General features: G+C 66.2%; 21 protein-coding genes. 8 read left to right on the top strand and 13 right to left on the bottom strand.

Annotated features, from left to right (window positions below):
• Window positions 1-43: 43 nt before the first annotated feature.
• From ACN5W5_RS21900 to ACN5W5_RS21890, 3 genes are all read left to right on the top strand, one after another.
• Complete coding sequence (locus tag ACN5W5_RS21900) at window positions 44-2,260, top strand: malate synthase G (RefSeq protein WP_420050555.1); 2,217 nt, start codon at window positions 44-46, stop codon at window positions 2,258-2,260.
• A 302-nt stretch (window positions 2,261-2,562) separates the two neighbouring features.
• Window positions 2,563-6,279 (top strand): HsdM family class I SAM-dependent methyltransferase, encoded by a 3,717-nt coding sequence (locus ACN5W5_RS21895; RefSeq protein WP_420050554.1) that lies wholly within the window; start codon window positions 2,563-2,565, stop codon window positions 6,277-6,279.
• A 55-nt stretch (window positions 6,280-6,334) separates the two neighbouring features.
• Window positions 6,335-6,634: a hypothetical protein gene (locus ACN5W5_RS21890; protein ID WP_420050553.1), complete on the top strand. Its 300-nt coding sequence runs from the start codon at window positions 6,335-6,337 to the stop codon at window positions 6,632-6,634.
• A gap of 24 nt (window positions 6,635-6,658) precedes the next feature.
• Here the strand turns inward: ACN5W5_RS21890 and ACN5W5_RS21885 are convergent, their stop codons facing one another.
• The 3 genes from ACN5W5_RS21885 to ACN5W5_RS21875 all read right to left on the bottom strand — a co-directional run bounded on the left by ACN5W5_RS21885 (window position 6,659) and on the right by ACN5W5_RS21875 (window position 9,521).
• Window positions 6,659-7,468, bottom strand: a complete 810-nt coding sequence (locus ACN5W5_RS21885) for a crotonase/enoyl-CoA hydratase family protein (protein WP_420050552.1) — start codon at window positions 7,466-7,468, stop codon at window positions 6,659-6,661.
• A 68-nt stretch (window positions 7,469-7,536) separates the two neighbouring features.
• A complete protein-coding gene (locus ACN5W5_RS21880) occupies window positions 7,537-8,796 on the bottom strand; it encodes a c-type cytochrome (protein WP_420050551.1) in 1,260 nt (419 codons plus the stop codon).
• Window positions 8,793-9,521, bottom strand: a complete 729-nt coding sequence (locus ACN5W5_RS21875) for a c-type cytochrome (protein WP_420050550.1) — start codon at window positions 9,519-9,521, stop codon at window positions 8,793-8,795. Before ACN5W5_RS21875 ends, ACN5W5_RS21880 begins: the two co-directional genes overlap by 4 nt.
• A gap of 60 nt (window positions 9,522-9,581) precedes the next feature.
• On the opposite strand from ACN5W5_RS21875, the gene ACN5W5_RS21870 reads away from it, so the two are divergent.
• Window positions 9,582-9,830, top strand: coding sequence for a cysteine-rich CWC family protein (locus ACN5W5_RS21870; protein WP_420050549.1), 249 nt, complete (start codon window positions 9,582-9,584; stop codon window positions 9,828-9,830).
• Window positions 9,830-10,054: a hypothetical protein gene (locus ACN5W5_RS21865; protein ID WP_420050548.1), complete on the top strand. Its 225-nt coding sequence runs from the start codon at window positions 9,830-9,832 to the stop codon at window positions 10,052-10,054. The genes ACN5W5_RS21870 and ACN5W5_RS21865 overlap by 1 nt, the downstream gene beginning before the upstream one ends.
• A 112-nt stretch (window positions 10,055-10,166) precedes the next feature.
• Here ACN5W5_RS21865 and ACN5W5_RS21860 read toward each other — a convergent pair whose 3' ends face one another.
• From ACN5W5_RS21860 to ACN5W5_RS21845, 4 genes are all read right to left on the bottom strand, one after another.
• Window positions 10,167-10,505 (bottom strand): hypothetical protein, encoded by a 339-nt coding sequence (locus tag ACN5W5_RS21860; RefSeq protein WP_420050547.1) that lies wholly within the window; start codon window positions 10,503-10,505, stop codon window positions 10,167-10,169.
• Window positions 10,502-12,010, bottom strand: coding sequence for a DegQ family serine endoprotease (locus ACN5W5_RS21855; RefSeq protein ID WP_420050546.1), 1,509 nt, complete (start codon window positions 12,008-12,010; stop codon window positions 10,502-10,504). The genes ACN5W5_RS21860 and ACN5W5_RS21855 overlap by 4 nt, the downstream gene beginning before the upstream one ends.
• A gap of 250 nt (window positions 12,011-12,260) precedes the next feature.
• Window positions 12,261-13,622: an ATP-binding protein gene (locus tag ACN5W5_RS21850; RefSeq protein WP_420050545.1), complete on the bottom strand. Its 1,362-nt coding sequence runs from the start codon at window positions 13,620-13,622 to the stop codon at window positions 12,261-12,263.
• 91 nt (window positions 13,623-13,713) lie between these two features.
• A complete protein-coding gene (locus ACN5W5_RS21845; protein ID WP_420050544.1) occupies window positions 13,714-14,373 on the bottom strand; it encodes a response regulator in 660 nt (219 codons plus the stop codon).
• A gap of 150 nt (window positions 14,374-14,523) precedes the next feature.
• Here ACN5W5_RS21845 and ACN5W5_RS21840 point away from each other — a divergent pair, with 150 nt between their 5' ends.
• The 3 genes from ACN5W5_RS21840 to ACN5W5_RS21830 all read left to right on the top strand — a co-directional run bounded on the left by ACN5W5_RS21840 (window position 14,524) and on the right by ACN5W5_RS21830 (window position 17,351).
• On the top strand, window positions 14,524-16,017 hold the full coding sequence (locus ACN5W5_RS21840) for a DHA2 family efflux MFS transporter permease subunit (protein ID WP_420050543.1): 1,494 nt from the start codon (window positions 14,524-14,526) through the stop codon (window positions 16,015-16,017).
• A gap of 228 nt (window positions 16,018-16,245) precedes the next feature.
• The gene (locus ACN5W5_RS21835; RefSeq protein WP_420050542.1) at window positions 16,246-17,022 is read left to right on the top strand and encodes a class II glutamine amidotransferase; all 777 of its coding nucleotides are present in this window, start codon (window positions 16,246-16,248) and stop codon (window positions 17,020-17,022) included.
• Window positions 17,019-17,351 (top strand): DMT family transporter, encoded by a 333-nt coding sequence (locus tag ACN5W5_RS21830; RefSeq protein ID WP_420050541.1) that lies wholly within the window; start codon window positions 17,019-17,021, stop codon window positions 17,349-17,351. Before ACN5W5_RS21835 ends, ACN5W5_RS21830 begins: the two co-directional genes overlap by 4 nt.
• Window positions 17,352-17,381: 30 nt before the next feature.
• On the opposite strand, the gene ACN5W5_RS21825 is transcribed toward ACN5W5_RS21830, so the two are convergent.
• The 6 genes from ACN5W5_RS21825 to gshA all read right to left on the bottom strand — a co-directional run bounded on the left by ACN5W5_RS21825 (window position 17,382) and on the right by gshA (window position 24,302).
• Window positions 17,382-17,969 carry a hypothetical protein gene (locus ACN5W5_RS21825; RefSeq protein ID WP_420050540.1) on the bottom strand — a complete coding sequence of 196 codons (588 nt, stop codon included), beginning with the start codon at window positions 17,967-17,969 and terminating at the stop codon, window positions 17,382-17,384.
• 204 nt (window positions 17,970-18,173) lie between these two features.
• Window positions 18,174-18,452 (bottom strand): VF530 family DNA-binding protein, encoded by a 279-nt coding sequence (locus ACN5W5_RS21820; protein ID WP_420050539.1) that lies wholly within the window; start codon window positions 18,450-18,452, stop codon window positions 18,174-18,176.
• Between the two features lie 133 nt (window positions 18,453-18,585).
• Window positions 18,586-19,530: a glutathione synthase gene (gshB, locus tag ACN5W5_RS21815; protein WP_420050538.1), complete on the bottom strand. Its 945-nt coding sequence runs from the start codon at window positions 19,528-19,530 to the stop codon at window positions 18,586-18,588.
• The gene (locus tag ACN5W5_RS21810) at window positions 19,527-20,714 is read right to left on the bottom strand and encodes a benzoate/H(+) symporter BenE family transporter (RefSeq protein ID WP_420050537.1); all 1,188 of its coding nucleotides are present in this window, start codon (window positions 20,712-20,714) and stop codon (window positions 19,527-19,529) included. Before ACN5W5_RS21810 ends, gshB begins: the two co-directional genes overlap by 4 nt.
• A gap of 140 nt (window positions 20,715-20,854) precedes the next feature.
• Entirely contained in the window at window positions 20,855-22,723 is a 1,869-nt protein-coding gene (locus ACN5W5_RS21805; protein ID WP_420050536.1) for a potassium transporter Kup, read from the bottom strand.
• A 286-nt stretch (window positions 22,724-23,009) separates the two neighbouring features.
• Entirely contained in the window at window positions 23,010-24,302 is a 1,293-nt protein-coding gene (gshA, locus tag ACN5W5_RS21800; protein WP_420050535.1) for a glutamate--cysteine ligase, read from the bottom strand.
• Window positions 24,303-24,334 lie beyond the last annotated feature (32 nt).

Genomic DNA, 24,334 nt, shown 5'->3' with positions numbered 1-24,334 from the left:
TGACACCCCTGCCCAGTTCGTTTCACCTGTTCGAGGTATTGCCATGTCCGCCACCACCGCACGCACTTCCGTTCACGGCCTGCAGGTCGCCACCGCGCTCTACGACTTCATCAACCTGCGCGTGCTGCCCGGCACCGGCGTGAGCGCCGAAACCTTCTGGAAAGGCTTCGACGCCATCGTCGCCGACCTCGCCCCGAAGAACGCCGCCCTGCTGGGTGAACGCGACCGCCTGCAGGCCGAGCTGGACACCTGGCACAGCGCCAACCCCGGCCCGATCACCGACATGGTGGCCTACCGCAAGTTCCTGGAGACCATCGGCTACCTCGTGCCCGTGCCCAAGAAGGTCAAGGCCACCACCAAGAACGTGGACGACGAGCTCGCCACGCAGGCCGGCCCCCAGCTGGTGGTGCCGATCCTGAACGCGCGCTACGCGCTGAACGCCGCCAACGCGCGCTGGGGCAGCCTGTACGACGCGCTCTACGGCACCGACGTGCTGAGCGAAGACAAGGGCTGCGAGAAAGTCGGCAAGAAGGGTGGCTACAACCCCAAGCGCGGCGCCAAGGTCATTGAATACGCGCGCCACGTGCTCGACCGTTGCGCCCCGCTGAAGAAGGGCTCGCACGTCGGCTCCACCAGCTACAAGGTGAACAAGGACGGTGAACTCGTCGTCGGCCTCGCCGAAGGCGGTACCAGCAAGCTGGCCGACAAGTCGCAGTTCATCGGCTACCAGGGCGAGGCCAAGGCGCCCAGCGCCGTGCTGCTCAAGCACAACGGCCTGCACCTGGACATCCAGATCAACCGCGCCACAGCGATCGGCAAAACCGACGCCGCTGGCGTGAGCGACCTCGTGGTCGAAGCCGCGCTGTCCACCATCCTGGACCTGGAAGACTCCGTGGCCGCGGTGGACGCCGAAGACAAGCTGCTGGCCTACCAGAACTGGCTCGGCATCCTGCAGGGCACGCTGGTCGAATCGTTCGAAAAGGGCGGCAAGACGCTCACGCGCGGCCTGAACGCCGACCGCGAATACACGGCACCCAACGGCAAGAAGGGTGTGCGCCTGCACGGCCGCTCGCTGATGTTCGTGCGCAACGTCGGCCACCTCATGACCAACCCCGCCGTCCTGTGGGGCGCCGAGGGCAAAGAGATTCCCGAAGGCATCCTGGACGCGATGGTCACCACCACCATCGCCATGCACGACTTGAAGCGCACGAAGAAGGACGCCATCCGCAACTCGCGCAAGGGCTCGGTGTACATCGTTAAGCCCAAGATGCACGGCCCGCGGGAAGTGGCGTTTGCCAGCGAGCTGTTTGGTCGCGTCGAGCAGGTGCTGGGCCTGCCGGACAGCACCGTCAAGCTCGGCATCATGGACGAAGAGCGCCGCACCTCGGTCAACCTCAAGGCCTGTATCGAAGCCGCCGCCAGCCGCGTGGCCTTCATCAACACCGGCTTCCTGGACCGCACCGGCGACGAGATGCACAGCGCCATGCTGGCCGGCCCCATGGTGCGCAAGGGCGACATGAAGACCAGCGCCTGGATCCAGAGCTACGAGCGCAACAACGTGCTGGTGGGCCTCTCCTGCGGCCTGCGCGGCAAGGCGCAGATCGGCAAGGGCATGTGGGCCATGCCCGACCTGATGAAGGCCATGATGGAGCAGAAGATCGCCCACCCCAAGGCCGGAGCCAACACCGCCTGGGTGCCCAGCCCCACCGGCGCCACGCTGCACGCCCTGCACTACCACCAGGTGCTGGTGTCCGACGTGCAGAAAGAGATGGAGAAGATCGACGCCAACGCCGAGCGCGACAACCTGCTCACCGGCCTGCTGACCATCCCCGTGACCGCCAACCCGAACTGGACCGCGGCCGAGAAGCAGCAGGAACTCGACAACAACGCCCAGGGCATCCTGGGCTACGTGGTGCGCTGGGTGGACCAGGGCGTGGGCTGCTCCAAAGTGCCCGACATCCACAACGTGGGCCTGATGGAAGACCGCGCCACGCTGCGCATCAGCAGCCAGCACATGGCCAACTGGCTGCACCACGGTGTGGTGACCGAGGCCCAGGTGCGCGAGACCTTCGAACGCATGGCCGCCGTGGTGGACCAGCAGAACGCGGGCGACCCGTTCTACAAGAAGATGGCCGGCAACTTCAAGACCAGCATGGCCTACCAGGCCGCCTGCGACCTGGTCTTCAAGGGCCTGGCCCAGCCCAGCGGCTACACCGAGCCGCTGCTGCATGCCTGGCGTTTGAAGGTCAAAGCGGCCTGACGATCACGCGGAGCCGAGGAAACGGAAACGGCGCCCTGCGGGGCGCCGTTTTCTTTGAGCAGATGATGGCCTGCTTTGCTTAAAAATTAGGCAGATAGATAATAAACTGACGCAAAGATCTTTGTTTTACAAACGTTATTTCGGGTTTTTGATTTCATTGTCCAAACCAAAAAAATAATGAACAAGGCATCCCGCGCGCTGCACCGACCTGGCTGACGCGCTCAACGCGTCCCACAGTGCCCACAAGTGCCGACGGGTACCATCGCATTCAACGTCATTCCAGAAGAAGCTGAGCCACACATATGAACGAATGGGGATTCACCGGTGAAGTCAAGAGCTGGATCGATCAGATCGCCAAGCTCAACTCCAATCTCCCATTTGCTGGCGCAAGGGTCGAAGACGTTGGCAAAGGCTCCCAAAAGCGGCGCGACCTGACACTGATCGACCGGAACGGAGAAGCCATCATGACCGGCGAGGTCAAGCTTCCCGACGCACCCGACGGGGGAAGCCCCTATCGGGCCGAAGTGGTCAAAGATGCGCAGCAAAAAGCACTGCGTGCAGGCGTCAAGTTCTTCTTCACCTGGAACGTGAACGAGTGCGTTCTTTGGGAAACCGCGACCGCTGGCGCCGGACTGAAAGACCGCGCCTATGAACGCTGGACGGTCGCCGCACTGACCAACCGCGCTCAACTGGAGGCGGCTCCCGTTCAGGCCAAGATCCATGAATGGCTCGTCGTCTTCTTGCATGAAGCGGCCCGGATACTGAAGTCCGGCAAGGTGGGCGGTGGGCGGACGCCCGACGTCAAGTTCGTTGAGGCACTGGAAGCCGCGCTCACGGTTCCCATTCGGCACACCCACGAAGCCTTGGCCAAGCGGTATGTGAGCAATCACAGCTTCAAGCGCGACCTCGATCAATGGATGGTGTCACTCGGCTGGACCGTGGTGAGCGATGCAGAAGGTCTGCACGATCTGCTGGAGCGTGCCGCCAAGTTCGGCTGCTACCTGTTCGTCAACAAGCTGGTCTTCCACGAAGCGCTTCTGAAGAAGTATGGCAAGACAATGGCGCCGCTGAACGCGCCACCGGAAATCACCACTGGCGACGACCTGCAAATGCGCTTGCAGCATTTCTTTGCTGAAGCAAAACAAGTCACAGGTGACTACGAGACCATCTTTGGCGATGACCCCAAAGACATGGGGCGCCGCATCCCGTTCTACGCCGATGCCGCTGTGCAAGGCTGGCGCGGCCTGATCGACCAGATTCACGAGTTCGATTTCTCCAAGCTCGACTACGAAGTGGTCGGCAGCATCTTTGAACGTCTGATCGGCCCGGAGGAGCGCCACAAATACGGCCAGTTCTACACGCGCGTTGAAGTGGTGGACCTGATCAACAGCTTCTGCATCCGCACCGGCGATGCCAAAGTGCTGGACCCAGCCTGCGGCGGTGGAACTTTTCTGGTGCGCGCCTACGCGCGCAAGAAGGTGTTGGCTGAAAACCGCAACCACCGGGACTTGCTCACCGACGTATACGGCACCGACATTTCCCAGTTCGCCGCGCACCTGACGACGATGAACCTGGCCACCCGCGATCTGGTGGAGGACGAAAATTACCCACGCGTTGGGCGCTCGGATTTTTTCAATGTGTTGCCCGATTCACCCTTCGTCAAGCTTCCGCAGAAGCTGAAGTCGGAAGGGCTTGGGATCAAGTACCAGAACATCTCGATCCCACCGCTGGATGCCGTGATTGCCAACCCGCCCTATGTGCGGCAGGAAGACATCCCCCGGGCCAAGAAGAAGCCCAAAGATGGTGGACCTGAGGCGGGCACCAAAGAGTTCTACAGCCGCAGAGTCGAACAAATGGCCAAGGCAAAGTTGCCTGGGCGATCCGACCTGCACTGCTATTTCTGGCCGCATGCATCCACCTTCCTCAAACCAGAAGGCATGCTCGGCTTCATCACATCCAGTCAATGGCTGGATGTGGAATATGGGTTCCATCTGCAACGCTGGTTGCTGCAGAACTTCGAAATTCTGGCCGTGCTGGAAAGCCCGGTAGAACCTTGGTTCGTGGGTGCTCGGGTGGCAACCACGGTCACGATTGCTAGGCGCTGTGACAACTCGGCCAAGAGAGCAGCGAATACGGTTCGCTTCATCCAGCTGAGAAAACCGCTGAGCGAACTGCTTGAACACGACGACACCACTTTGGGTGCCGTGCTGGCAGCCGACGCGCTGCGCGACGAAATCCTGCAGATCGCGGAAGACGTGACGCACAGCCGGTATCGCGCCCGCTTGGTGAACCAAGGCCTGCTCTGGCAAGAAGGTGTTGAGCTGGGCCGCATCATGCGCGGTGAGGAACCCGCGGCAGATGAAGCGGACGGTGAAGAAACCTCCGACGAAGGGTCGGACACGCACAAGGCCGCGGACGACTACTACGGTGGCAAGTGGGGTGTCTACGTCCGGGCTCCGGATCTCTGGTTTGAGCTTACGAACCAGTTTTCTCAGAAGTTTCGACCGCTTGGCGAGCTGGTAGAAATCCGGTTCGGCGTGAAGAGCGGCAAGGACGACTTCTTCTATCCAAAAGACTCAACAGCAGATTGCCTCGCGGCCTTCGCTGATCCGATCGGATTCGAACACGAGTACGGCGTGTCGCGCTCCCAGGTTGAAAACGGCAACATAAAGCTGGTTCTCGCCGGAGAGAAACGCGGCGAACTGCACGCCATCGAGTCCGAGTACCTTGAACCCGAGGTCCACAGCCTCATGGAAGTCAAGGGCTTCGTCGCGCGTGCGAGCGACTGCTCCCGATTGATCTTCCTTGCACCATCGCCCAAGAGTGCTCTGAAGAAATGGGCCAAGGCTTATGTGAAGTGGGGAGAAGAACGAGGCGTTCACCTGGGCTCCACTTGCGCGCAGCGGGTGACCAAGGAAAAGGAGTGGTTCGACCTGACCGGACATCGGCGTGGCGTCGCCTATTGGCCCAAGGCGCAGCAGTACAAACACGCCATACCACTCAACAGTGACAACCTGCAAGCCAACTGCAACCTCTACGATTTGTTCCCGGCGGAAGGCGTCAGTGGCAAAGCACTCGCAGCGCTGCTGAACAGCACGCTGGTCATTCTGGCCAAGCATCAATTTGGTCGGCCTGTGGGCGTTGAGGGCAACCTAAAAACAGAAATCGTCGATGTTTCGATGATGCTCGTACCCGACCTCAGGCTCGCACCTCGCAAGACGATCCTGTCTTTGGAGGCGGCCATGGATGCGCTGGCCGAACGCGAACCCAAGCAGTTGCTTTCAGAGCGTCGGCTCAGAACCATGGCTTTCGAGAAATCGGGCAAGCATGCGGAACTGGAACTGCTGGCAGACGACTGCGAACTGGACATGCCAGATCGCCGCGCGCTTGATCACACGGTGCTTGAACTGCTCGGCGTCAAGTCCAAGAAGGAGCGAGACGAGTGGATCAACCGGCTGTACGACTACCTGCGCCAGTTCTTTGAAGAAACCCGCCGCAAGGAAGAGCAGGCGATCGTCAACAAGAACACCACCAAACGCAAAGGCGCGGTGAGCCCGCAAGACCTGGCCACGCAACTGGCGGCTGAACTCAATACGCATGAGCCCCACCTGTTCCGCTCGTACAAAGATTTCTTCAACGAGTCGGGTGTCGGCGACAGCTGGATCGCCCGGGAAGTGCCCGCCGATGGGGTACCCGAATTGCACGCCGATCTGCACGACGTGGGTGTGCGCTTCATGCGCGGCAAAAAGCAAACCGAGTTCATCCGCATGCCATCGGAGGCTCACGCCGAGCTGGCGGTGGTGGCGATCCGGGAAATGCGCCGAGAGACGGTTCAACTGCCCCGCGCCGACATGTCCTGCGTCACCTTGCTCCGCGACTACCAGGCTTTCTTGGACAAGCGCGACCAGCGCTTGCGCGACACCATTGCCGAACGGGTCGCAGACGAGGAGGTTCAAACCAACGTGTTCGAATTGCTGATCGATCACGTGCGCAAAGGTGCACGGGCACCGACCATCTGAAGCGCGTTACTGAAACCGACATGAGCCGTCTCGCCAAGCCACGTACCGGTAGAACGTGTCATTGAACTACCTGATCTTCGACGCCAGCGACGATGGTGAAGGCACCGGCACCTGGGACGCCATGGCCAGCGTGCGGGCAGAGCAGTTGCCTGATGTGATGAAGGAGGTGCAGGCCGTGCTGGACTGGGCCGCACGCCACAGCCCCGGCCCGCGCGGGCCGCTGGACGAAGGCGGCGCCTGGGACGCCGACCAGCAGGTGCAGACCGACGGCGACTGGACCACGGTGACGTTGACGATCACCGGGCCGTGGGAGTGGGGTGAGGCGCTGGTGGCGCGGTTTTCTGGGAGCGTCTGAATCGAATTGCCGATCGGTAGCGGCTCAGCGCCCTTTGAACACCGCCGCCCGCTTCTCTTTGAACGAAGCCACACCCTCTCGTGCATCCTCGCTGTTCGCCAGCCGCTGCTGCACCGCATCGAACTCGGCCATGGCGACCAGCGGCCCCTGCTCCACCGCCTTCCACACGTTGAGCCGCGTCGCCACCACGGCCAACGGGGCCTGCTGGGCGATCTGCGCCGCGATGCGCAGGGCTTCGTCGAGCTCCTGGCCGACGGGCACCACGCGTTGCACGAAATGCAGGCGCAGCGCCTCGGCGCTGTCGAACACGTCGCCGGTCAGCAGGTGCAGCAGCGCATTGCCCAGGCCGGCGCGTTCGGCCATGCGCAGCGTGGCGCCGCCGGTGGCCATGATGCCGCGCTGGACTTCGAGCTGCGAGAAGCGGCAGTTATCCGCCGCGACCACGATGTCGGCCGCGAGCATGAGTTCGATGCCCAGCGTGTAGGTGATGCCTTTGACCGCCACCACCATCGGCTTGGTGCGGCGGCGCCAGCCGGCGTCGCCCAGGTTGAGCGGGTCCACCAGGCCGTGCGGCACGGCGTACTCGCCGCGCTGCATGAGCGGCGCGAAGATGGGCAGGTCGAGGCCGGCGGTGAAGTGCTCGCCGTGGGCGTGCAGCACGCCCACGCGCAGCGCGGGCTCGTCGTCGAGCCGGGTGTAGGCCTCGGCCAGTGCGCGCAGCATGGCCGGGGTGAAGCCGTTGCGCTTGGCCGGACGGTCGATGCCGATCAGCAGCACATGGCCACGCAACTCGGTGCTGATGCGGCCTTCGTCGGAGGATGTGGCGGTGTTCATGGCACCATGGTAGTGACCCGGTGCCCCCCCGCGCGGTCACCCAGGCGCCACGCGACGCCGACCCAAGCTCAGCGAATGCGTTGCACGTCCAGTGAAGACACCGCGCCCGCCTGGTTCCCCCAGCTCTGGCGGACGAAGCTGGCCACCGCAGCGACCTCGGTGTCGTTCAGCAGGGTGCGGAACGGTGGCATGCCGTAGGGCTGCGGATGGCCGGCGGTGGCGGGTGCAAAGCCACCGCTCAGGATCGCCTGCACCGGGTTCACGGACGACGCCATCGTGACGGCGCGGTTGCCGGCCAGCGGGGGGTAGGCCCCGGTGGCGCCTTGCCCCTGGGCACCGTGGCAGTCAACACAGTGCCGCTGGTAGAGCTGTTCGCCCAGCGCCTTTTGCGAGGCGTCGGCCGCTTCGAATTCGGCCGCTGGCACGGGCTGCGGCGGCACCGCCTGGAGGTAGACGGCCATGGCCCGCAGGTCCTCGGTGCGCAGGTGTTGCGTGCCGTGGAACACCACCTCGGCCATGGGGCCCATGACCGAAGCCCCGTCCACGCTGCCTTGCTGCAGCAGTGCAACGATGCGTTCGACGGCCCACGGCTGCACGCCTGCCTGTTGCGGGTCGCGCAGCGAAGGCGCGAGCCAGCGACCGTCGGGCATGGCACTGGCACCCAGGGACCCTGTGGCGCCGCCCAGGGCGTTGCGTTCGCTGTGGCAGGCGGCGCAGTGGGCCGGCCCGTTGACGAGGTAGGCGCCCCGGTTCCATTCGGCGGACTGCGCGGGATCGGGCTGGAAGCGACCGGGCTCGAAATGCACCAGCCGCCAGACGGCGAGCGCGGCCTGGGTGTTGTAGGGGAAACGCAGGCTGTGCGGCTGGTTGGCCTGTCGCACCGCGGGCAGGCTGCGCAGGTAGGCGTGCAGGTCGGCCACGTCGGCGTCCGGCATCTGCGTGGTGTGGGTGTAAGGGAAAGCGGGGTACAGCAGGTGGCCGTCGCGCGAGCGGCCTTCATGCAGGGCACGCCGGAAGGCCTCGGGCGACCAGCGGCCCAGGCCGGTTTGTGGGTCGGGCGTGAGGTTGCCGGCGACGATGGTGCCAAAGGGCGTGGCGATGCCACGGCCACCGGCATAGGCTTCGCCGCCGCGTGCGGTGTGGCAGGCCATGCAGTTGCCGGCACGCGCCAGGTAGGCCCCGCGCGCCACCTGCTCCGGTGTGGCGGGTGGCCACGTGGCTGCCTCGGGCAGGGCCTCACCACGCAGTTCGGACCACACGGCCGCCGTCAGCACGCCGCAGGCCAGGAGCAGCACCGCCAGCGCGGTGCGCAAAGGGGTGAAGCTCATCGCGCACCCCCGCTGCGCTGGGGCGAAAGGCCGCATTTCAGTGGCAGGGTCTCGCGGGTCGGCGGTGCCGGGTGCGCATCCGCGGGCACGGGCTGGGCCGCGAGCCAGCTGGACACGGCGGCCACATCGGACGGAGCCAGGCGCTTCGCGACGTGGGCCATGCAATCGGGCACAAAGGCCTGGCGCAGGCCGGTCTGCCAGGCACCGAGCTGGCCGACCAGGTAGTCGCGCGGCAGTCCCAGCAGGCCCGGCACGGCGGGGCTGACGCCGGTCAGGGCCGCTCCGTGGCAGGCGGTGCAGGCGGGCAGTTCGCGCGCCGGGTCGCCGTGGCGCACCAGGGCTTCGCCCCGCGACAGTTCGGCCGGCGGCGCGGAGGCTGGCTGCGGCGGCGGGTAAGGCAGATCCAGACCGGCGAAGTGGCCCGCGATGTCGCGCAGGTAGGCGTCGTTCAGGTGGTCGAGCAGATCGCGCATGCCGGCGTTGTTGCGCCGGCCCTCGCGAAAGTGCAGCAACTGGTGGTACAGGTAATCCGCCGGTTTGCCGGCGATGCGCGGGAAGTAGCCGGCGTTGGTGGCGCGGCCTTCCTGGCCGTGGCACAGGGTGCAGGCCATCACGCGCTGGGCCAGGGTGTCGGGCACCACGCGCAGCGGTTCGGCGGCGATCACGGCGCCGTGCCAGAGCAGCGCCGCGAGGACGAGGAAAATGGGGGTTCGAAGGAGGGGCATGGACGCTTTGAAAGTACCACAGCCATTCGGTCGGTACACTGATCAGATCGCGCCATTTCCATGCAGACCACCGCCTTGTCCACCTTGTCCATCGACCCGACCCGTTGCCCGCTGTGTGGCGGCGACAACCGCTGCGCGATGGAGGTCGAAAAGGCCACGGGCGAACCCCAGCCGCCGTGCTGGTGTGTCACCGCAACCTTCACGCCCGACCTGCTGGCGCGCTTGCCCGCAGAGGCACAGGGCCAGGCCTGCATCTGTGCACGCTGCCTCGCCCGCTTCAACGCCAACACCCAAGAAAGCACCCCCTGATGGCCTGGCTCGACCGCTTCCCCCTGGGTCTTCTGATCGCCGTCGCGCTCTGGCTGACGGTGGCGCCCATCATTCCGGAGCCGCACCTGATCGAGAAGCTGCGCATGCTCAGCGAGGGCACGCTGGTCAAGCCCATCGACATCTTCGACCTGCTGCTGCACAGCGTGCCGCTGGTGCTGCTGGCGGTGCGCCTGTGGCGCAGCGCCCGGCGCGGCCGAAGCTGAACGACAACGCTCGCAGGCAGCGGCGCTGCACAGGGCAGCGCCGGGCCTGCTTAGCCGGACGGCCAGTGCCGTCCCCTTGAGGGGGTCGCGCGCAACGCGGCGGGGGTGGTCACTAATTCACGACAAACGCCAGCACCAGGGCGCCCAGGGCCAGCAGGCCCAGCGCGCCGATGAACACGTTTTCGCCCAGGGCCTCGAAACGTGAACCGCCGTCGTGCACGCGCATGGAGACGAACGAGAGCACCGCGCTGACGAGGAACACCAGCGCGTCCACCGCCAGCAGCTTGTCAACCACCACCCGCCCGGCGCTGAAGGGGCTGAGCAGGCTGATGTAGAGCGCCGTCAGGCAGACCCCGATCATGGTGGCCGAGGTCGGCAGGATGTGGGCCGACAGCCCGCTGTGGCGCCGGGGACCGTCCACGCAGGCCTCGGCGTGCGGCGCTGCCTTCATCCGAGGCGCACCGGCACGAAGATGGTTTCGCCGTCGCGCCGGATCAGCAGCGCCACCGACTTGGCCGACTTCGCCACCGCGGCCCGGACCTGGTCCACGCTCTGCACCGGCGTGCCGTTGACCGCCATCAGCAGGTCACCCGGCTGCACGCCGGCGAGCGCCGCAGGCCCGCCCACGTCCTCGACCACCAAGCCCGAGCTGACCCCGGCTCCGCGCCTTTCCTGCGGCTGCAGCGGGCGCAGCGCCAGACCGAGCTTGCCCTGGCCCACGCCATCAGCGGCCTGGGCCACCTGGGTCTTCTTGTCGCTCGCGTCACCGAGCTTGGCGGTGAGCGTCTCGGTCTGGCCCTGGCGCCAGACCTCCAGCGTCACCTGACTGCCCGGGGTGGACTGGCCGATCAGCGCCGGCAGGTCGCCCGAGGCCACGATGCGCTGGCCGTTCGCCTGGCGGATCACGTCGCCCGGCTTCAGCCCCGCCTTGTCGGCCGGGCCACCGGCCTCCACGCTGGCGACCAGCGCACCTTCGGGCTTGTCGAGCTTGAAGGAGTCGGCCAGGGTCTGGTTCACTTCCTGCACCGCCACGCCCAGGCGCGCATGGCTGGCCTTGCCGGTGGCCACGATCTGGTCCTTGACCTGCGTGGCGATCTCGATGGGGATGGCGAACGACAGGCCCTGGTAGCCACCGGACTGGCTGTAGATCTGCGAGTTGATGCCGACCACCTCGCCGCGGCTGTTGAACAGCGGCCCGCCCGAATTGCCCGGGTTCACCGCCACGTCGGTCTGGATGAAGGGCACGAAGCTGTCGTCGGGCAGCGAGCGGCCCTTGGCGCTGACCACGCCGGCGCTCACGCTGTTCTCGAAGCCGAAGGGCGAGCCGATGGCCAGCACCCACTCGCCGACCTTGAGGTCGCGCGCACTTCCCAGCGGCACGGTGGGCAGGTCCTTGGCATCGATCTTCAGAACGGCCACGTCGGTCTTCGGGTCCGAGCCCAGCACCCTGGCCTTGAACTCGCGCCGGTCGGTGAGCTTGACGATGACTTCGCTGGCATCGCGCACCACGTGGGCGTTGGTGAGGATCAGGCCGTCGGCACCCACAACGAAGCCCGAGCCCTGGCCGCGCACCGGCTGCGAGCGCTGGCCTGGCGCACCACCGCCCTGGCCCTGGAAACGGCGGAAGAACTCGAAGAACGGATCGTCCGGATCGATGCCGGGAGGCAGGCCGCGCGCCGCGGCGGCCTCTTCGCCCTCGGCGGAAGCGTGGCGCACGCCGCTGACACTGATGTTGACCACGGCCGGTCCGTAGCGTTCGGTGATGCGCGAAAAATCGGGCGCACCCTGCGGGGTGGCCGGCTGGGCCATGCTGCTCGCGACCGGCGCGCTGGCCGATGCCGATGCCGCCGCCCGCGCGGGGCCGCCGGCCATGTAGGTGGCACCGGCGCCGCCGAGCAAGCCGGCGGTGAGCAGGGCGAGAACGAGGCGGGTGGGTGAGAGGGTTCGGGTGTTCATGTGTGCTCCTTGTGAAGCCATGGGTTGGACATGGCTTCACTGTCGAAGCAAACACTTAGACCGGGCTTAAGCACCACGGCGGGCAGGGTTTGCCTTGTCTTCCATCTGATGTGATCGGACAGCGCCTGCCGCAACCAGCAGTGAATCGGCTCTCCACCGGTCGCGTGCCAACACCGTTGTTGGCCAAGGCGAGTGCGCTCAGGCCTTGGCGCGCGAGGGGCACCGAACGGGACACAGACGGTCCATCTGTTCACCCAGGATGAAAAGCCACCCGCACGCGCAAGCCCCCCAGCGTGGGCGAAGCATCCAGCTGCAGCGTGGCGCCGTGCAGATCGGCCACCGCCTTGACGATGGCCAGCCCCAGGCCACTGCCGGAGGACGCCGCCTCGGGCACGCGGTAGAAGCGGTCCAGCACACGCCCGCGTTCGGCCTCGGGAATGCCCGGCCCGCTGTCTTCCACGCTGAGCTCCAGCGGGCCCGTGCCGGCGCGCAGCGCCACATCGACCCGCCCGCCCGCCGGGGTGTACTTGACCGCGTTCTCCAGCAGGTTGCGCACGAGAATGCGCAAGGCCTCGGCGTGGCCGCTCACCCGCGCGGCGTCGGCCTGGGCGAGGCCGAGGTCGATGCTGCGCACCTGGGCCGCAGGCGCCATGTCGGCCACGGCCAGGCGCACCAACTCGTCCAGCGCCACCGGCTCGGGCCGCTCCCCCGACGCCGCATTGGCCTGCTGGCGCGCCAGCACCAGCAGTTGCTCGATCAGCCGCGTGGCACGGTCGATGCCCGAGCCCAGGCGCTCCAGCGCGCGCTCGCGCGTGGCGTCATCGGGTGCGCGCTGCAGGCCCTGCACCTGCAGTTTGAGCGCGGCCAGCGGCGAGCGCAGCTCGTGCGCGGCGTCGGCCACGAAGCGCTGCTGCGCGTCAAAGGCCTGCGCCACGCGCCGCAGCAGGCCGTTGAACTCGTGCACCAGCGGGCGCACCTCGTCGGGCAGGTCGGTCTCGGTGAGCTCGGTCAGGTCGTCGGCCTGGCGTTGTGCCACCTGGCGCTGCGCGCGCGCCACCGGCGCCAGCGAGGTGCTGACCACCCAGCCCACCAGCAGCATGAGCAGCGGCGCCAGCAGCAGGATCGGCACCGCCGTGCGCAGCGCGAGCGAGCCGGCCATGCGCTGGCGCACCGCCATGTCCTGCGCCACCTGGATCACGAAGCTGCGCGCCTGCACCGAAAACACGCGGTAGCGCGTGCCGTGCGCGAGCACGTCGGTGAAGCCCAGCACCGCGCGCTGCGGCAGCTCGGCGCGCGCGGCCGACTCGAACACCAGCTCGCCATCGAGTGTCCAGATCTGCAGCACGAAGTCGAAGTCCTGCCCCTCGGCGGGCACGGGGATCACCCCGGTGACGAGGCCCTGCGGCAGGCCGGCGCGCAGCGACAGCGCGGTCTGCTGCATGTGGTAGTCAAAAATCTCGTCGGTCTCGGCGCGCGCGGCCCGCCAGGCCAGCCCCGCCTGCAACAGCGCGGTGGCCAGGATGGCCAGCAGCACGAACACCAGGAGCCGGGCGCGCAGGGATGAGAGGTAGCGCTTCACGTCAGCACTCCCGCCAAAGCGCCGATGGGGCATGGAACCTCTACCCAGAGGTGCCGTGGAACCGGCTTTGCCGGGCCACAAGCACCATCCCCCTGGGGGGAAGCCGCGAAGCGGCGCAGGGGGTTCATATCTTCTTCACCATGTAACCCACGCCACGCACGTTCTGGATGATGTCCGGCCCGAGCTTCTTGCGCAGGCCGTGGATGTAGACCTCCACCGCGTTGGAGCTGACCTCGTCTTTCCAGCCGTAGAGCTTTTCTTCCAGCTGCGGGCGCGAGAGCACCAGACCGGGCCGCGCCAGCAGGGGCTCGAGCACCGCCCATTCGCGCGCCGACAGCACCACCGGCTGGCCGTTCACCGAGACCTCGCGCGTGGCCGGGTTGATGCTCACGCCCTGGTGTTCGTACACCGGCTCGGCGCGCCCGGCGGCGCGGCGCAGCAGGGCGCGGATGCGCGCGAGCAGTTCGTCCATGTCGTAGGGCTTGAGCACGTAGTCGTCGGCCCCGGCGTCCAGCCCCTCGATGCGCTGCTGCACCGAATCGCGGGCGGTGGCGATCAGCACCGGCAGGCGGTTCTTGCGCGCGCGCAGCGCCCGCAGCACCGACAGGCCATCGCGCCGGGGCAGGCCCAGATCGAGCAGCAGCAGGTCGTAGTTCTGGGTGCGCAGCGCCGTGTCGGCCAGCTCGCCGTCTTTCACCCAGTCCACCGCGTAGTGTTCGGCGCGCAGCAGATCGAGCACGGACTCGCCGATCATGGTGTCGTCTTCAACCAGCAGCAGCCGCATGGTGGATTCCTTTGGAGGACCGGGGGTCGAACGGCCCACACGGTCATTCTGCCAGCGCGCCCCGAGCCAAGCTTAGGCGAAACTTAGGCCGCATCCTGTGCCGGGCATTGCGCGGGCGGTTATCGTTGCAGGGTCCCCATCCTCCCCGCCATGACACAGCCCACCGACCATTCCATCACCGCACTGCGCGAGCGCTACGGCGAACGCTACCGCTGGTTGCTGCTGCTCTCGGTGATGGTGGGCACCATGGCGTCGATCATGTCGTCGACCATCATCAACGTGGCGATCCCCGACATGAGCCAGCACTTCACGCTCGGCCAGGAGCGCGCGCAGTGGGTCACCTCGGGCTTCATGGCCGCGATGACCGTGTCCATGCTGACCACGCCCTGGCTGCTGGCGCGCTATGGCTACCGGCGCACGTATTCGGGCTGCATGTGGCTGCTGATGGCCGGCGGCGTGGCCGGCGGTTTTGCCAATCACTTCCCGCTGGTGCTGGCGGCGCGCGTGGCCGAGGGTCTGGCGGCGGGCGTGGTGCAACCCATTCCCGCCATCATCATCCTGCGGGCTTTCGAGCCGAACGAGCAGGGCCGCGCCAGCGGCATCTTCGGCATGGGCGTGGTGCTGGCACCGGCCATCGGCCCCAGCATCGGCGGCCTGCTGGTCGACGGCTTCGGCTGGCGCTCCATCTTCTTCATGGTGGTGCCGTTCTGCATCGCGTCGCTCTGGCTGGCGCAACGCTTCGTGCCCGGCACGGCACCGGGGGGGGGCGCTGCCAACACCCAGGGCGCCGGGCTTGACTGGCGTGGCCTGCTGCTCGCCACAGTGGGCACGCTGTGCCTGCTCAACGGCCTGGTCGACCTGCAGGGCGGCACCGCTGCCAGCGCCGCCGGCCTGCTGGGCGGCGCGGCGCTGGCGCTGCTGTTGTTCGTTTGGCTGCAGCGGCGCACGCTCAAGCGCCGGCTGCGGCGGCCCGACGAAGGCACCGACCCGCTGATGAACCTCTCGCTGTTTGCCGACCGGCGCTTCGCCATGGGCAGCATCGTGGCCTTCATCTACGGCATCGCGCTGTTCGGCTCCACCTACCTGCTGCCGGTCTACATGCAGATGGGGCTGGGGCTCTCGCCGTCCTACGTGGGCAGCATCCTGCTGCCGGCGGGTCTGGTGCTGGCGATCACCATCGCCATCGTCGGGCGCCTCGCCGACCGCCAGCCCACGCACCGGCTGGTCACCATCGGGCTGGTGTTGCTGGCCGCCTCGTTCGCCCTCATGTTCACGATCGACCTGCGCCGACCCAGCCACATCATTCCGCTGCTGGTGACCTGGGCGATCCTGGGCCGCATCGGGCTGGGCTTCATCCTGCCCTCGCTCAACATCGGCGCCATGCGCGGCCTGGAGCGCAGCCACATCCCGCAGGGGTCGAGCGTGATCAACTTCCTGCGCATGCTGGGCGGCGCCGCGGGCGTCAGCCTGTGTGGCATCGTGCTCGAATGGCGCGTCGCCGCCCACGGCTTCCGGCTCGACACAGCCAACCCCAACCCGGAACGGCTGGCCGCGTTTGACGAGACCTTTGGACTGCTCGCCGCGATCTGCGCCCTGGCGATCATCGCCGCGTGGCGGCTGCGAACGGAGCGCGCAGCCGACTGAGAAGCTGATCCTGCGGTGGACCCGCGCAACCCGACAGAAGCGGCGCCCCACAGCGAACAGTCCGCCGCACAATACAAGCTCTGCCACCACAAAGCCTCCGACCGAGGCGCGACGCTGGAGCGAGGAAGCCCTCACCCAGCACGCACCGTGGAACCGGCTTCGCCGGGCCACTGGTGCGGTCCCCCTTCCAGGGGGGAAGCCGCGCAGCGGCGCAGGGGGGTCTTCCAAATGTGCCAACTGCTCGGACTCAACTGCGCCACCCCCACCGACGCCTCGTTCAGCTTCACCGGTTTCTGCCAGCGCGGTGGCAACACGGGAGAACACGCCGACGGCTGGGGCATTGCTTTCTTTGAAGGTCGCGGCCTGCGGCTGTTTGTGGACCACCAGAGTGCGGCCCGGTCGCCGATGGCGGAGTTTCTGCAGAAATACCCGCTCAAGAGCAAGAACATCATCGCCCACGTGCGCAAGGCCACCATCGGCGAGGTGTCGCTGGAAAACGCCCACCCGTTCACACGCGAACTCTGGGGACGGCACTGGGTGTTTGCCCACAACGGTGACCTGAAGGACTATTTCCCTCCGCTGCACAGCCACTTCCGTCCCATCGGCAGCACCGACAGCGAGCGCGCGTTTTGCTGGCTGATGCAGGAGCTGTCCAAATCCCACGCCAGCCTGCCCAGCACCGAAGAGCTCACGCTCACGCTGCGCGAACTCGTGCCCCAGGTGCGCCACTTCGGCAGCTTCAACTTTCTGCTCTCCAACGGCGAAGCGCTGTGGGCGCATTGCAGCACCAAGCTGCACTACCTCGTGCGCCAGCACCCGTTTGCACTGGCCACCCTGATGGACCAGGACTGGACCGTCAACTTCGCCGATCTCAACCATCCCGGTGACCGCGCCGCCGTGATCGTCACAACGCCCCTCACCCACAACGAGACCTGGACCGCCTTCGAGCCCAACGAGCTCAAGGTGTTCGTGGACGGCCTGCCCGTGGCGGAGAAGACCGCTTGAACGCCTGGCTGACACTGGGGATCGCGATCGTGGCCGAGGTCATCGGCACGACCGCGCTCAAGGCCAGCGAAGGGTTCACGCGGCTCGGTCCTTCGGCCATCGTGGTGGCGGGTTATGCGGTGGCGTTCTACTGCCTCTCGCTGGTGCTCAAGACCATCCCGGTGGGCGTGACCTATGCCATCTGGTCGGGCCTGGGCATCGTGCTCATCACGCTGGTGGCCTATGTGGTCTATGGGCAGAAGATCGATCTGGCCGGCTTGCTCGGCATGGGCCTGATCATGGCGGGCGTGGCGGTACTCAACATCTTCTCAAAAACCGCCGCGCATTGAAGCCTGCGCGCACGGTGCGCCCTCAGCCCGTCAGAGCACCTTGAACAGCTTCTCACGCAGCTCCGGCAGGCGCTTGGCGCCCATGCCGTGGTTGGACATGCTGCTCGCCCAGGCGTGGTAGACCACACGCAACTGCTCGGTGGTCTCGGCATGGAAGATGTCGTGCACCAGCGAAACGCGCATGTTCTGGCCAATGATGGAGTTGACGGAGTTGATCATGAAGTTGCGCGCCATCTCGTTGTCTTTGGCGCTGCGTGATCCGGCGCTCGGCAGGCCCGGTATCTCGCTGGACGACGACTCGACCCCCTCATTTGTCGCCGTCGACGTTGCCGTCGCTGCAGGGGCTGGGGCTGGGGCAGCAGCGGCCTGCGAGGCCATGGGTTTGGTGCGCGCCTGCGCCTCGACGCAATCCAGTGTCAGCAACTGACCCAGGATCTCTTCAATGTCGCCATTGCCGCTCAGAAAAGGGGCGAGTTCGCTGCCCGAGCGTTTGCCATCGACCAGCACGAGGATGCGGCGCACCAGCGGCGACAAGCCGAGCGATCGGGTCTGGATTTCCTGTTGCCCAACGGCCGTTTTGGCATAGACAGCGGTGGTCAGATCAAAGGTTTCGGGCATGGAACGTGTGGTGTGTCGGTGTGGGCAGGGCACCCTGAACACCCGCTTTTACTGCACCCGTTCGTGCGCAACAAGGCGGGAATGCCATGACATGGCACGAAAGCACTTCTTTTGACTGACAAATCCGGGCCCGAAGTCCGGTGCAAACGATGCCCCCGTGGTGCATGCACGACACACGCCCACGCAAGGGATGTTGCTATGCAATTAAGTACGGCCCCGGGGACCGCCGGCCCGCCGCTCTTCGCGCAGCATGAAAAGGTACAGGCCTTCGACCTTCTCGCGCGCCCACGGCGTCTTGCGCAGGAAGCGCAGGCTGGAACCCACGCTCGGGTCCACGTTGAAGCAGCGCACCGGGATGCGCTGGCCCAGTTCTTCCCAGCCGTAGTGGTCGGCCAGCGCGGTGACTATTGTTTCCAGCGTCAGGCCGTGCAGCGGGTTGCGCGCCTGTTTCGTCGGCTCTGCGGGCTTTTCGATGTCGCTCATGTTGATTTTTGGGACCGCCGGAGCGCGATCCCTGTGCATGCCAAGGTGGCGCCCAGGGCACCGCCGGGCCGGTTTTGCCGGACGGCCAGTGCCGTCCCCTTGAGGGGGTAGCGCGAAGCGCTGCGGGTGAGGCTCATCTCAGGGCGGCCTCCAGCGCATCGACGAACATCGCCGGCACGTCGAAGCCGGTCTGGTCGGTGATCTCCTGGAAGCAGGTCGGGCTGGTGACGTTGATCTCGGTCACGCTGTTGCCGATCATGTCCAGCCCCACCAGCAACAGGCCACGCGCGGCCAGCACGGGCGCGATGGCTTCGGCCACGGCGCGGTTCTCGTCGGACAGCGGCTGGGCCACGCCCTTGCCGCCGGCCGCGAGGTTGCCGCGCACTTCGTTGCCTTGCGGAATGCGTGCCAGCACGAAGGGTGCGACCTTCCCGCCGATCAGCAGCAGGCGCTTGTCACCCTGTGCGATCTCGGGCAGGTAGGCCTGCGCCATCACGCTCGTGGCCCCGCCCTCGTTGAGGGTTTCCACAATCGACCCCAGGTTCATGCCATCGGCACCGACGCGGAAAATGCCCGTGCCGCCCATGCCGTCAAGCGGCTTCAGGATGATGTCGCGGTGCTCGGCGTGGAACGCCCGCAGTTCGTTGGCGTTGCGCGTCACCAGGGTCGGCGGCGCGAAGGCCGCGAACTCCATCAAGGCGAGTTTTTCAGGGTGGTCGCGCAGCGCACGCGGGCTGTTGAACACCTTCGCGCCTTCGCGCTCGGCCTGTTCGAGCAGGTGCGTGGTGTAGAAGAACTCGCTGTCAAACGGCGGGTCTTTGCGCATGAGCACGGCATCAAAGCTGTGCACAGGCTCCAGCGCCTCGCTGGTCACGGTGTACCAGTCGTCGGCGTGGTTGTTGAGCTGCAAATGGCGCACCTGCGCGATCACGGACTGGCCGCTGCGCCAGCTCATGAAGCGCGGCTCGGTGCTGGCCACGCGGTGGCCGCGCTTTTGCAGCTCGCGCATCATGGCGAAGGTGGTGTCCTTGTAGATCTTGAAGGACTCGATGGGATCGGCAACGAAGAGGATGTTCATGGCGTGTCGGTTTTCTGAGCCCTGTACTGTTGCACAAACAGCGCGAGCGCGCCGGCGACCACGCCCCAGAAGGCCGAGCCGATGCCGGCAATGACCACACCGCTGAGCGTGACAAGGAAGGTGATGAGCGCGGCTTCGCGGTGGCTGTCCTCGCACAGCGCGGCGTGCAGGCCGCCACCGATGCTGCCCAGCAGCGCCAGACCGGCGATCGCCAGCACCAGCTCTTTCGGGAACGCGATCAGCAGACCGGTGACGGCCGCGCCGAACAGGCCGATCAGCACGTAGATGGCGCCGCAGGCCACCGCCGCGGTGTAGCGCTTCTTCTTGTCCGGGTGCGCCTCTTCGCCCATGCAGATGGCGGCGGTGATGGCGCTCAGGTTGAGCGCAAAGGCACCGAAGGGCGCGAGCACCAGCGTGACCACGCCGGTCATGGTGATGATCTTCGAGATCGGCATGTCGTAGCCCGCTGCGCGGATGGCCACCACCCCCGGCAGGTTTTGCGAAGCCATGGTGACGATGAACAGCGGCAGCGCCAGGCTCACGAAAGCGCTGAAGGTGAACTCGGGCGCTGTGAACACCGGCCTGGCCCATTCCAGCGTCAGCGCGCCCGCGTTGAACTGGCCCCGGGCCAGCACATACACCACCGCCACGCCCAGCGTGAGCGGCACCGCATAACGCGGCAGCAGGCGCCGGCCCAGCAGGTAGGCCAGCAGCATGAGCAACACCAGCGGCAGCGCGGTCTGCGCCGCCGCAAACGCCTGCAGGCCAAAACGCGCCAGCACACCGGCCAGCAGCGCCGAGGCGAGGGCCATGGGAATGCGGTTCATGATGCGCTCGAACGAGCCGGTGGCGCCCGCGAGTGCGATCAGCACGGCGGAGGCCATGAAGGCACCGACAGCCTGCGGCATGGTGAAGCCGCCCGCCAGCCCGGCCGTGGCCAGAACGGCCGCGCCGGGCGTGCTCCAGGCCACCATCACCGGCTGCTTCCAGAGGAGCGAGGGGATGGCCGAGCACAGGCCCATGCCCAGGCCGAGCGCCCACATCCACGAGGTGATGAGTTCGGGCGTGGCGCCGAAGGCCTGTGCGGCCTGGAAAACGATGGCCACCGAACTGGTGAAACCCACCAGCACGGCCACGAAACCGGCCGTGGCGGCCGACAGGTTCAGGTCACGGAAAAAAGACATCGGGCGATTGTGCAGGGTGAAACGCCCCCCGCGCCGTGCCTGACGGCGCGTCACCCCCCAAGGGGCGATGCGAGTGGCCCGGCAAAGCCGGTTCCACCGCATCCTTGGTTCGGTCACGCGCTCCGGGCATATGGAGCGACCTAAATCTCTATTTTTGACCCCAGCTCAATCACCGCATTGCTCGGCAAATTGAGAAACTCGGCCGCAGCGCCCGCGTTGTGGTGCATCTGGGCGAAGATCTTTTCGCGCCAGGGCGCCATGCCGCTGCCCAGTGTGGGCACAACCAGGTCGCGCGAGAGAAAGTAGCTGGTGGTCATGGGCTCCAGCTCGCAGCCTTGGGCACGCATGAGCCGCAGCGCCTTGGGCACATCCGGGTCGTCCTTGAAACCGTAGTGGATCACCACCTGCCAGCAGTCGTGCCCCAGCGGCTCGACTTCCAGCCGCTTGTCCAGCGCGATCCAGGGCACCTCGTGGCTGCGCACCGTGACGAACAGGTTCTGCCTATGCAGCACCTTGTTGTGCTTGAGGTTGTGCAGCAGCGCATTGGGCACGGTGCCGGTATCGGCCGTCAGGAACACGGCCGTGCCTTCCACCCGCAACGGCGGGGCCAAGAACACCGCTTCCAGAAAGCTGTCGAGGTCCAGCGATTCGGCCTGCTGCTTGGCCGCCATCAGGGCGCGACCCTGCTTCCAGGTCATCATGAGCGCGAACACCACGCCGCCGATCAGCAGCGGGAACCAGCCGCCAGCGAACAGCTTGAGCAGGTTGGAGCTGAAGAAGGCCAGATCGACCACGAAGAAGAAGCCGGTCGCCAGCAGGCACAGCCACAGCGGGTACTTCCAGCCGTAGCGGATGACGAAGAAGGTCAGCACCGTGGTGATCAGCATGTCCAGCGTCACGGCGATGCCGTAGGCCGCGGCGAGGTTGGTCGACGACTTGAACATCACCACCGCGAGCACGATGGCGGCAAACAGGCCCCAGTTGACGATGGGCAGGTAGATCTGGCCGGTGTCGTGCACGCTGGTGTGATGCAGGTTCAGGCGCGGCAGGTAGCCGAGCTGCACCGCCTGCTTGGTCACGCTGAAGGCGCCGGAGATCAGCGCCTGGGAGGCGATCACCGTGGCCATGGTGGCCAGCCCCACCAGGGGCAGCAGCGCCCAGTCGGGCGCCATGTTGAAGAACGGGTTCTTCACCGCTTCGGGGTCGGCCAGCAGCAGCGCGCCCTGGCCGAAGTAGTTCAGCGTCAGGCAGGGCATGACGATGGCGAACCAGGCCACGCGGATCGGCTTCTTGCCGAAGTGCCCCAGGTCGGCGTAGAGCGCTTCTCCGCCGGTCACGCACAGCACCACCGCGCCCAGGATGATGAAGGTGGTGCCCGGCTGCTGCCACATGAAGCGCAGCGCGTGGTGCGGGCTCAGCGCCGCGAGGATTTCAGGATGACCCACGATGTGCGACACACCCAGCACCGCAATCGACACGAACCACAACACGGTGATCGGGCCGAAGAACTTGCCAATGCCGCCGGTGCCGCGTTTCTGCACGAAGAACAGGCCGAACAACACCACCAGCGTGATCGGCACCACGTACCGCTTGAAAGCCGGGGAGACCACCTCCAGGCCCTCGACCGCCGAGAGCACCGAGATCGCGGGCGTGATCACGCCGTCGCCATAAAACAGCGAGGTGCCGAAGATGCCGATGGCCAGCAGCCATTTGCGCAGCTCCGGTTTGTCCTTCACCGCCTGCGACGCCAGCGCCAACATGGCGATCAGGCCGCCCTCGCCCGCGTTGTCGGCCCGCAGCACCAGCACCACGTACTTCAGCGAGACGATGACGGTCAGGGTCCAGAAGACGATCGACAGCACGCCATAGACGTTTTCGTGGGTGAAAGGAACGTGGCCCGATCCGAAGATTTCCTTGATGGCGTACAGCACGCTGGTGCCGATATCGCCATACACCACACCGATGGCGCCCAGGGTGAGCGCGGTGAGCGAAGATTTGTTGCTGGACACAAAAACACCCGGGACTTGTCGGCCCGGGTTCGGCTGTCAGGATGGGGGCGATTCTGCGCTCACGGCCCTCGCGCCGCCAGTAGGCGGGATCGCTGAAAGGGCCATGACGTGACGGATGTTGCAACGCAACACCCCGTCGACAACCGAGGTCCCCACCCGCCACGTCGCAAAACCCGACTTCAGCCGGAGCGGCGCGCCTGTGACCCGGATGCGGTGGAACCGGCTTCGCCGGGCCACTCGCACCACCCCCTTCAGGGGGTGACGCGCTGCAAGCGCGGCGCGGGGGTCATTCGTATATTTCAGCGTCCGGGTCGGTGGCTTCCAGCTCGTAGCTCGCGGCCAGCATGGCCAGGCGACCGATCACGCCGTACATGTAGAAGCGGTTGGGCACACTGGCGCCCGGCTTCACACCCGGTTGCGGCAGCTGCGCACTCTGCTCGAAAGCCAGCGGCACGAAGCTGGAGCCCGGTGCGTTGAGGTTCTCGTCCACGCCACGTTGCGCGTGCACGCGGTAGAAGCCGCCCACCACATAGCGGTCCATCATGTAGACCACCGGCTCGGCCACCGCCGCGTTGATGCGCTCGTTGGTGAGCACACCCTCCTGGATGATGACCTCGTGAACCGGCTGGCCGGCCTGCACCGTGGCCATGCGCTCGCGCGTTCCCATCGACAGGGCATCGATGTCCTTGGCATCGCGCACGGTGAGGATGCCCATGCCACCGGTGCCGTTGTCGGCCTTGACCACGACAAACGGCTTCTCGTTGATGCCGTATTCCTTGTACTTGCGGCGGATCTTGCCGAGCAGCGCGTCGGCGTTGGTGCGCAGGCATTCCAGACCATGCTCTTCGGCAAAATTGACCTGGCCGCACTGGTTGAACATCGGGTTGATGAGCCAGTGGTCCATGCCCAGCAGCTTGCCGAAGCGCTTGGAAACCTCTTCATACGCCTTGAAGTGGTTGCTCTTGCGACGCGTACCCCAGCCCGCATGCAGCGGCGGCAGCAGGTACTGTTCGTGCAGGTCTTCCAGGATGCCGGGCACACCGGCGCTGAGGTCGTTGTTGAGCAGGATGGTGCAGGGGTCAAAGTGCTTGAGGCCCAGGCGGCGCTTGCTGCGGATCAGCGGCTCCAGCGTGACCGACTCACCGCCGGGCAGGTCGATGGTGGTGGGCGCCTTGATGTCGTTGGACAGCGAGCCCAGGCGCACATTGAGCCCGGCCTGGTAAAAGATGCGCTGCAGTTGCCGCAGGTTGCTCAGGTAGAACACATCGGTGCTGTTCTCAGGCACCAGCAGCAGGTTCTTGGCCTCGGGGCAGATCTTCTCGATCGCGGCCATGGCAGCCTGCACCGCCAGCGGCAACATCTCGGGCGTGAGGTGGTTCCAGCCGCCGGGGTAGAGGTTGGTGTCCACCGGCGCGAGCTTGAAACCGGCGTTGCGCACGTCCACCGAGGTGTAGAACGGCGGCGTGTGCTCCATCCACTCCAGCCGGAACCAGCGCTCGATCACGGGCGTGGATTCCAGGATGCGCTGTTCGAGTTCGTTGATGGGGCCGGTCAGGGCGGTGACAAGATGCGGAACCATGTGGACCTTTTGATGAGGACTGCCCTGCCCAT

The sequence above is a fragment of the Hydrogenophaga sp. ZJX-1 genome (assembly GCF_048590325.1).
Lineage (GTDB): Bacteria > Pseudomonadota > Gammaproteobacteria > Burkholderiales > Burkholderiaceae_C > Hydrogenophaga.
This window is presented reverse-complemented; position numbering and strand designations above follow the sequence as displayed.